At 39.7% G+C, this 8,810-nt stretch carries 8 protein-coding genes; 3 read left to right on the forward strand and 5 right to left on the reverse strand.

The genetic code is table 11. From position 1 onward, the window contains the following. A partial coding sequence (locus BBROOKSOX_RS07625) for a hypothetical protein (protein WP_180323911.1) occupies positions 1 to 215 on the forward strand: 215 nt, incomplete at its 5' end. A 28-nt stretch (positions 216 to 243) separates the two neighbouring features. On the opposite strand, the gene BBROOKSOX_RS07630 is transcribed toward BBROOKSOX_RS07625, so the two are convergent. The 4 genes from BBROOKSOX_RS07630 to glyA are packed head-to-tail and all read right to left on the reverse strand — an operon-like array spanning position 244 to position 5,045. Beyond that, positions 244 to 1,914, reverse strand: a complete 1,671-nt coding sequence (locus tag BBROOKSOX_RS07630; protein ID WP_139660613.1) for a glutamine--tRNA ligase/YqeY domain fusion protein — start codon at positions 1,912 to 1,914, stop codon at positions 244 to 246. Positions 1,915 to 1,949: 35 nt separating this feature from the next. Then, positions 1,950 to 3,311 (reverse strand): DNA repair protein RadA, encoded by a 1,362-nt coding sequence (radA, locus tag BBROOKSOX_RS07635; protein ID WP_139660616.1) that lies wholly within the window; start codon positions 3,309 to 3,311, stop codon positions 1,950 to 1,952. A 22-nt stretch (positions 3,312 to 3,333) separates the two neighbouring features. After that, positions 3,334 to 3,783 carry a transcriptional regulator NrdR gene (nrdR, locus tag BBROOKSOX_RS07640; RefSeq protein WP_139660628.1) on the reverse strand — a complete coding sequence of 150 codons (450 nt, stop codon included), beginning with the start codon at positions 3,781 to 3,783 and terminating at the stop codon, positions 3,334 to 3,336. Positions 3,784 to 3,791: 8 nt separating this feature from the next. Continuing rightward, positions 3,792 to 5,045: a serine hydroxymethyltransferase gene (glyA, locus tag BBROOKSOX_RS07645; RefSeq protein WP_139660619.1), complete on the reverse strand. Its 1,254-nt coding sequence runs from the start codon at positions 5,043 to 5,045 to the stop codon at positions 3,792 to 3,794. Between the two features lie 69 nt (positions 5,046 to 5,114). On the opposite strand from glyA, the gene BBROOKSOX_RS07650 reads away from it, so the two are divergent. Both BBROOKSOX_RS07650 and BBROOKSOX_RS07655 read left to right on the forward strand, forming a co-directional pair. Next, positions 5,115 to 6,212 (forward strand): cupin domain-containing protein, encoded by a 1,098-nt coding sequence (locus tag BBROOKSOX_RS07650; protein WP_139660621.1) that lies wholly within the window; start codon positions 5,115 to 5,117, stop codon positions 6,210 to 6,212. Between the two features lie 2 nt (positions 6,213 to 6,214). Beyond that, positions 6,215 to 7,093, forward strand: coding sequence for a DMT family transporter (locus BBROOKSOX_RS07655; protein ID WP_139660623.1), 879 nt, complete (start codon positions 6,215 to 6,217; stop codon positions 7,091 to 7,093). A gap of 50 nt (positions 7,094 to 7,143) precedes the next feature. Here BBROOKSOX_RS07655 and BBROOKSOX_RS07660 read toward each other — a convergent pair whose 3' ends face one another. Further along, the gene (locus BBROOKSOX_RS07660) at positions 7,144 to 8,556 is read right to left on the reverse strand and encodes a tetratricopeptide repeat protein (RefSeq protein WP_180323912.1); all 1,413 of its coding nucleotides are present in this window, start codon (positions 8,554 to 8,556) and stop codon (positions 7,144 to 7,146) included. Positions 8,557 to 8,810 lie beyond the last annotated feature (254 nt).

The following is an 8,810-nucleotide window of genomic DNA, read 5'->3' on the forward strand; positions in this document are numbered from 1 at the left end:
ATATGAATAATCATCAAAACGCCATTTTTCACCAACTTGACAATTTTATAAAACACAGCCATAGCTTTGCTATGACTATATTTCATAAAATCACCAAGTCGGCAAAACTTGTCATTTTGCTAATCATTCCTACTTATGCAAAAGTCTCGATTAATACATTTTGTTTTTCAGGACTTGGCTGGTTTATTTATGTAAAGCTAACTGTTCGAACCTAAAGATAAATCAAAATACACGCATAAACGCTTAATTACCCCAAGTATCTCTTAAAGCCACTGTTTTATTAAAGACCAAGCTATCACTCGCTTCACTGTCACGACAAAAATACCCTTCTCTCTCAAACTGGTAGGCTAATTCAGGCTTAGCGTCTTTCATGCTAGGTTCTACTATGCCGTAAGTTACCACTAAGGATTTTGGATTGAGTAATTGCTCAAAGTGGTCATTTTTCCCGGGGTTTTCAAGGGTGAATAAGCGATCATATAGTCTGAATTCTGCTTTAAGAGCAGTGCTGGCTTCAACGAAGTGAATCACACCTTTAACTTTTCTGCCGTCTGTGGGGTTTTTACCTAAAGTGTGCGCATCATAAGTCGCATACACAGTGGTCACATTGCCATCAAAATCAGTGTCAAATGAAGTAGCGTTAATCACATAAGCATTACGCAAGCGTACTTCTTTACCCACAGCCAAGCGTTTAAATTTTTTGTTCGGTGCGACTTCTTCAAAATCTGCCCTATCAATATACAACGCTTGAGAAAAGAAAATGTCACGCTTACCCTTATCTTCATTTTGCGGATGAATGGGTGCTTTGAGAGTTTCAACTTGTTTTTCAGGATAATTTTCAATAATAACTTTAATAGGGTCAATAACACCCATGGTGCGTGGTGCAACAATATTTAAATCATCACGCACAGCGTCTTCTAGAATTTTCATATCGGTCATACTGTCAACCTTAGAAATGCCAATACGCTCAACAAAATCACGAATACTAGCAGGTGTATAACCACGACGACGAAGCCCCGAGATGGTAGGTAATCGTGGGTCATTCCAACCCAACACCAATGCATCTTCTACCAATTGTTGTAATTTGCGTTTTGACATTACTGTGTATTCTAAATTCAGGCGTGAAAACTCATATTGATGCGGACGATTAGGTTTATTAAAATCCTCTAAATGCTCTAATATCCAATCATACAAACGACGATTGTCTTGAAATTCAAGCGTACAAAGCGAGTGTGTAACACCTTCAATCGCATCACTAATGCAGTGGGCAAAATCATACATTGGATAAATACGCCATTCGTTGCCTGTCTGATGGTGCTTTTCAAAACGAATACGATATAGTGCTGGGTCACGCAGACACATAAACGGACTTGCCATATTTATTTTGGCACGCAACACACACTCACCCTCTGAAAACTTGCCTTCTTTCATTTTGGCAAGCAATTCTAAATTTTGTGCAACTGATGTGTTACGATAAGGGCTATCTGTACCCGCCTGCTTAAGTGTGCCGCGATATTCACGCGTTTGTTCTGCATTTAAAAAGCAAACATATGCCAATTCTTTATTAATCAATTCAATGGCGTATTTATAAAACTTTGTAAAATAATTAGAACTGTATTGAATCTCGCCATCCCATTCAAAACCCAGCCACTTAACATCATTTTTAATAGATTCAATAAATTCCACATCTTCTTTAGCGGGGTTTGTATCATCAAAGCGCAGATTACACCTACCCTTATAGTCTTGTACTAAGCCAAAATTTAGGCAAATTGATTTGGCATGTCCAATATGCAAATAGCCATTTGGTTCAGGCGGAAAGCGTGTTTGAATTGTACTATGTAGACCAGAATCTAGGTCTTCGTTAATTTGATGACGAATAAAATTAATCGGTTTTTCCGTGGGATTATTGTCGCTCATTCTGGGATTAAATTACTATAAAGTTAAGGATTATACTAGGTATTTTCTGACATATATTGTAGTGCTTGATAGAGATATTCCACAGGAACGACTTTTAAACCCTTCATGGGTTTTTTAGGTGTGTTTGCCTTAGGAATAATGGCAATTTTAAAGCCGTGCTTTTGTGCCTCTGCCAAACGCTCACTGGCATTATAAACAGGTCGTACTTCCCCCGTTAAACCGACTTCACCAAAGGCAATCCAATCTTTAGGAATAACTTTGTCTCTTAGGCTCGACATAATAGTCAGCATCACCACCAAATCTGAGGCGGTTTCATTAACTTTAACACCACCCACAACATTCATAAACACATCTTGGTCAAAAGTTGCAATACCGCCATGTTTGTGCAATATAGCCAATTGCAAGGCAAGGCGATTTTGATCTAAACCCACACTAACACGCCTAGGATTACCAATGGATTGATCAACTAAGGCTTGAAGCTCAATCAGTAGTGGTCTGGTTGCCTCACGCACTACCATCACCATTGAACCTGGCAATGGTGTAGCTTGATTAGACAAAAATATTGCTGATGGATTCTCTACTTGCTTAAGTCCAGTCTCGCTCATTGCAAATACGCTAATTTCATTGACTGCGCCAAAACGATTTTTTACCGCACGAATGATACGATAACGCCCGCCTGCATCGCCTTCAAAATACAAAACACAATCCACCATATGCTCTAAGATTCTTGGCCCTGCAAGTGCACCGCCTTTGGTGACATGCCCAATCATGAGTAAAATGGTGTTGGTTTGTTTGGCGTATTGTGTGAGTTGTGCGGCACAATCTCGCACTTGTGTTACTGAGCCAGGTGCTGAAGTTGAGCCGTCTGTCACCATGGTTTGAATAGAGTCAATGACAATGACTTTTGGCTTAAGATCTTTGGCGAGTTTGATAATTTTTTCTAAATGTGTTTCGTTAAGCAGTAATACATCTTCTTTAATGTCTAAACGCACAGCACGCTCACTAACTTGTTGTGCAGACTCCTCACCACTAATATATAAGGCAGTGTGTTCTTTATTAATCGCTGCCATTGCTTGCAGAATAAGGGTGGATTTTCCGATGCCTGGGTCACCACCGATGAGTATCACAGAGCCATCCACTAAACCACCACCCAAAGTACGGTCAAGCTCGCTTAATCCCGTTGTTAATCTGGCTGTGTTTTCAGACTTAATGTCTGATAATTTTTGTACTTTTGACGGTGGCAGGTCTTGCAGGATTTCTGGTTTTGAGGCGTTGGCTCTGGAGACAACCATTTCTTCTAAGGTGTTCCAAGCCTGACATTCTAAGCACTGCCCTGCCCATTGAGGGTGCGTTGAACCACATTCTCTACAAACAAATTCTAGTTTAGTTTTTGCCATTATTCCAATACTTGGTAGATTTTTATTTCATCAGTTTGTCGATTTCTTTTCTAAAGGCTTCAATATCTTGAAATTGACGATACACCGAAGCAAAACGAATATAGGCCACTTCATCCAGTGCTTTTAACTCTGTCATTACCCATTCTCCGATTTTATTAGAAGACACCTCGTTTTCAGATTGTGTTCTCAGTTTATGCATAATATTGTGTACTGAGGTTTCAATTTGCGTGACATTAATGGGGCGTTTTTCTAAAGCCTTTAGTAGCCCATAACGCAATTTATTTTCATCAAAAGATTCATGAGAACCGTCTCTTTTAATCAGCCTTGGTAGGTTTAAATCAACGGTTTCTCGTGTTAAATAGCGCTCATTACAAGCACTGCATTCTCGTCTTCTGCGCACTTGTACACCATCAGCAACCAAACGAGTTTCTAGAACTTTGGTTTCATCAGATTGACAAAATGGACAACGCATTGATTGCTCTACTTGTAAACGGGGTGTTTGGCACAAAGTGCGGCCACTTTGGTTTTAATACTATCAATCACGGATTGATTATCAAGCTCATCACAAATATCACACATCATTGAGGCTAATTCTCTACACTCTTTTTCACCAAAACCACGCGTTGTTACCGCTGGTGTGCCAACACGAATACCACTGGTAATAAACGGGGATTGCGGGTCATTTGGTACAGCATTCATATTCACAGTAATGTGTGCATTACCCAAAGCAGCATCTACCGCTTTACCTGTTAGCCCTTGCTCGATAAAACTAACCAAGAACAGGTGGTCATCAGTGCCGCCCGAAACCACATCAAAACCTCGCTCAATAAAAATGCCTGCCATCGCTTGCGCATTGACTTTAACTTGCTTTTGATAGGTCTTGTAATCATCAGTCATTGCTTCTTTAAAACTTACTGCTTTAGCAGCAATAACATGCATGAGTGGGCCCCCTTGAATACCAGGGAAAATCGCAGAATTAAGCTTCTTCTCAATTTCTGCATTCGCCTTAGCCAAAATCAATCCTCCACGCGGGCCACGCAAAGTCTTGTGCGTTGTTGTGGTAGTAATATCAGCAATACCAACGGGTGATGGATATTCACCTGCTGCAATTAGTCCAGCCACATGCGCCATATCCACCATTAAATAAGCGCCAATACTATCAGCAATGTCTCTAAAACGCTGCCAATCTACCACACGGGAATATGCTGAGAAGCCTGCAATAATCATTTTAGGCTTGTGTTCTTTAGCAAGACACTCAACTTCATCATAATCAATTTCGCCTGTTTTAAGATTGAGTCCATACTGAATAGCGTTAAAGTTTTTGCCTGAGAATGAGGGTGCTGCACCGTGTGTCAAATGACCGCCATGCGCCAAACTCATGCCTAAAACTGTATCACCTGGTGTTAATAACGCTTGATAAACCGCTGCATTTGCTTGGCTACCAGAGTGCGGTTGCACATTAGCATAATCTGCACCAAATAACGCCTTAGCCCGATCAATCGCTAATTGCTCTACAACATCTACATGTTCACAGCCACCGTAATAACGCTTATTTGGATAACCTTCAGCGTATTTGTTAGTGAGTTGTGAGCCTTGTGCCTCCATGACTGCAGGTGAGGTGTAATTCTCACTGGCAATGAGTTCAATATGTGCTTCTTGACGCGCTTCTTCTTTTGCAATTGCATTTGCAATATCGCTGTCTACTTTAGCTAGGGTTTGGGATTTATCAAACATGGTTCTTCCTTGAGGTTGTTTAAAGTTAAACTTAGATTTTAACCACTAATCAAATTAAAATACACAAAAATGATACATTTTGGAAAAATATCCCAGCAGCAATTCTTAAATGAATATTGGCAGAAAAAACCCTTACTAATCAAGCAAGCTTTGCCCGATTTTATTTCACCGATTACCCCTGATGAATTAGCGGGTTTGGCGCTTGAAGAGGAGTTTGAATCGCGCTTAATCACAGGCGCTATACACGCTAAAAAATGGTCACTACGCAACGGCGTTTTTACACCGCAAGATTTTTCCAACTTACCAAAACAAGATTGGACGCTACTCGTACAAGGCGTTGATAGGCATATTGATGCAGTGCATAATCTCATCACAGAATTTGACTTTATACCGCGTTGGCGTTTTGATGATGTGATGATTTCCTATGCTACTACAGGCGGTAGTGTTGGTCCACACTTTGATTATTATGATGTATTTTTATTGCAAGGCACAGGTAGGCGTCGCTGGCATCTTAGCACGCAAGATTGCGAACTGGGTAATTACTTAGAGGATGCGCCACTCAGGATTATGCGTAAATTCAACGCCGAGCAGGTGTTTGATGTTGAACCAGGTGATGTGTTGTATATACCGCCTAAAGTAGCACATCATGGTGTCAGCTTGGATGATAACTGTACCACGCTGTCTTTTGGTTATCGTGCCTATAGTGCACAAGAGTTGTTTGAATTTATTGACAAACCTTGTCCCAAGCAGCTCAGCCAATCTTATTACCAAGATCCACAGTGGCAGCATACTGAGCAACCTGCATTGATTCCTGATAGCGCTATTCAACAGGTACAAACTTTGTTAGAGATTGACGGCGTATCTGTTGCTAAATTTGTAACAAAACTAGACACGATGGATGTGCAAAACTTGCAACTGTTTGAATACGATAATCAAGATGAAGGCTTTGACCCACATAGTAATTATCAACTCCACCCTGTGTGCAAAGCTGCCTACCTGCAAAAAAATAACGCCGTTCAGGTATTTATCAACGGCGAAGAAATTAAATTTAGCGATATTAATAATCAGGCGTTAATGGATTTTTGCAATACACGACAGGTTAATCCATTGCACCACCTAGAACTTGCCAAGCAACTGTTTGCACAATATCTTATACTTCCAATTTAGCGATGCCCGTCATATTTGTTTTTTTATCAGTCGTTGCTATTTGGTCAACCACCCCACTTGCAATTGTTTGGTCAACACTCGGCACTAGCCCTAGTTTTGGTGTTGCCTCAAGAATGCTGATTGGGCTTGGCGTTTGTTTATTACTGTTACTGATAAAAAGACAAAAACTCACATTAACACCGTTAAGCCTGCGGAACTATTTCTATGCCGGTTTAGGTATATTTGTCACCCTGAGTTTGGTTTATTACGCTTCTCAAAATCTAGCCTCTGGCATTATCTCTATTGTATTTGGCTTAACACCCATTATGACTGGTGTATTCGCACTGATACTGCTCAAAGATAAATTTTTTAGTGTCAATAAAATACTTGGTTTATTGTTAGGCTTGGGTGGATTGGTTGTTATTTTCTCTCATTCTTTGACGGAATCAAAAGACCTTATTCGTGGACTTTTAGCAATCACCTTGAGTATGGCTTTTCAGGCGTTTATATCCGTCAAGCTCAAGCAAATCAACACGCAGATTTCAGTATTAGAAACCACGACGGGCGCCCTACTATTTAGCACCCCTTGGTTTGTTGTTATCTGGTTTTTAAGTGAAGGCACGATCCCCACTATTACCATGAAAGCCGCACTCTCTATTGGCTATCTGTCCATATTTGGCTCAGTCATTGGGTTTATGTCTTATTATTATTTAATCAAACGCGCTAGCGTGAAGGTAGTCGGTATTGTGCCACTAATAACGCCTATTTTTGCTTTGCTGTTAGGTTCAGCACTTAACAATGAAACCCTTACGCTAACACAACTTGGTGGTATTGTACTTGTATTGATTGGTTTGGGATATTACGAATACGGCAAAAAAAACCTAAATAGAATTATTTCTTAATAAGTGCCAAAGACTCAAACTTTTCTAGGATAAGAACAAGGGATAAACCCTTATTTACCAAGCTTTTTGTCAATGACTTCTAATAATCGTTGCACCTTTGGAATGTGATCAAAATCTTGTAATAAGTTTTTAGCCTTGCTTAGTTGTACAGCGGGTTGCTTTAAAAAGATTACCCCCATAATTAAAGTATTCGCCACATCAATTGTATAAGCATCAGAGTTAGTTTTGGCTAAGGTTCTATAAATTTTCAAGGCTTCTTCATAAGCGCTTTGTGCTTTTGTGTGTGCGTTGTTGTTATAGTAAAGCACAGCAAGATTGTTGAGTGCCATTGCCACCTCAGATAAATAGGCATTAGGGTTGGTTTTGGCTAAGGTTCTGTAAATTTCCAAGGCTTCTTCGTAAGCGTTTTGTGCTTTTGTATGTGCGTTGTTGCTATAGTAAAGACTGCCAAGATTGTTGATTGCCATTGCCATCTCAGATAAATAAGCATCAGGGTTGGTTTTGGCTAAAGTTCTGCGGATTTCCAAGGCTTCTTCATAAGCGCTTTGTGCTTTTGTGTGTGCGTTGTTGCTATGGTAAAGCAGACCAAGACCGTTGAGTGTCATTGCCACCTCAGATAAATAAGCATCAGGGTTGGTTTTGGCTAAGGTTCTGTAAATTTCCAAGGCTCCTTCGTAAGCACTTTGTGCTTTTGTGTGTGCATTGTTGTCACTGTAAAGCAGACCAAGACTGTTGAGTGTCATTGCTATCTCAGATAAATAGGTATCAGGGTTGGTTTTGGCTAAGGTTCTGTAAATTTCCAAGGCTCCTTCGTAAGCACTTTGTGCTTTTGTGTGTGCGTTGTTGACACGGTAAACAATACCAAGACTGTTGAGTGTCATTGCCATCTCAGATAAATAAGCATCAGGGTTGGTTTTGGCTAAGGTTCTGTAAATTTCCAAGGCTTCTTCATAAGCGCTTTGTGCTTTTGTGTGTGCATTGTTGCTATAGTAAAGCAGACCAAGGCTGTTAAGTGCCATTGCCACCTCAGATAAATAGGCATTAGGGTTGGTTTTGGCTAAGGTTCTATAGATTTCCAAGGCTTCTTCATAAGCGCTTTGTGCTTTTTTATGTGCGCTATTGTCATTGTAAAGCAGACCAAGACTGTTGAGTGTCATTGCCACCTTGGATAAATAGGTATCAGGGTTGGTTTTGGCTAAGGTCTGATATTTACTAAGTGCCTCTTCGTATTTCTTAATTGCAGGTTTAAATTGGCGTTGCTGTTGTAAAGACCTAGCATCAGTGAATAACGCATCAGCACTATCGTCATAGTTAATCATTTTCTGATCACTGTTTTCTGCACTTTTATATTGAATACCTTGATCGGTTATAGCTGTAGTTACATTGTTGACTGTTTTGGATTGATATGCAGCACACCCATTTACAATAGTAATAATTATAGAAATAAAAATTTTTTTTAACATACCCATAAAATCATATCTTTTTTAATAATTGATTGATTATACAAGCGCACTTCTAAAATTTTGTTTAGAATCTGTTTATAGAGACCTTTGCATAAGTAGTCGCCCCTTAAAAACCACTCCAAACAAACCAACCCCCCATTTTTTCAACCATCTAAATCAACAAAACTGCTTTTTATCCAGTACCACAAAAAACCTTAGGCATTTTACAAAAAATAAACCCAGTTTTTGCCAAAACAAAAAAATAGTGGCTATTA

This window comes from bacterium endosymbiont of Bathymodiolus sp. 5 South (assembly GCF_900128535.1).
In the GTDB taxonomy this organism is placed as follows: domain Bacteria; phylum Pseudomonadota; class Gammaproteobacteria; order PS1; family Pseudothioglobaceae; genus Thiodubiliella.

Bases quoted from the DNA above. Each gene is read 5' to 3' on its own strand.
- BBROOKSOX_RS07650 (WP_139660621.1), top strand. From the start codon at position 5,115: ATGATACATTTTGGAAAAATATCCCAGCAGCAATTCTTAAATGAATAT.
- BBROOKSOX_RS07630 (WP_139660613.1), bottom strand. From the start codon at position 1,914: ATGAGCGACAATAATCCCACGGAAAAACCGATTAATTTTATTCGTCAT.
- nrdR (WP_139660628.1), bottom strand. From the start codon at position 3,783: ATGCGTTGTCCATTTTGTCAATCTGATGAAACCAAAGTTCTAGAAACT.
- glyA (WP_139660619.1), bottom strand. From the start codon at position 5,045: ATGTTTGATAAATCCCAAACCCTAGCTAAAGTAGACAGCGATATTGCA.
- BBROOKSOX_RS07655 (WP_139660623.1), top strand. From the start codon at position 6,215: ATGCCCGTCATATTTGTTTTTTTATCAGTCGTTGCTATTTGGTCAACC.
- BBROOKSOX_RS07660 (WP_180323912.1), bottom strand. From the start codon at position 8,556: ATGTTAAAAAAAATTTTTATTTCTATAATTATTACTATTGTAAATGGG.
- radA (WP_139660616.1), bottom strand. From the start codon at position 3,311: ATGGCAAAAACTAAACTAGAATTTGTTTGTAGAGAATGTGGTTCAACG.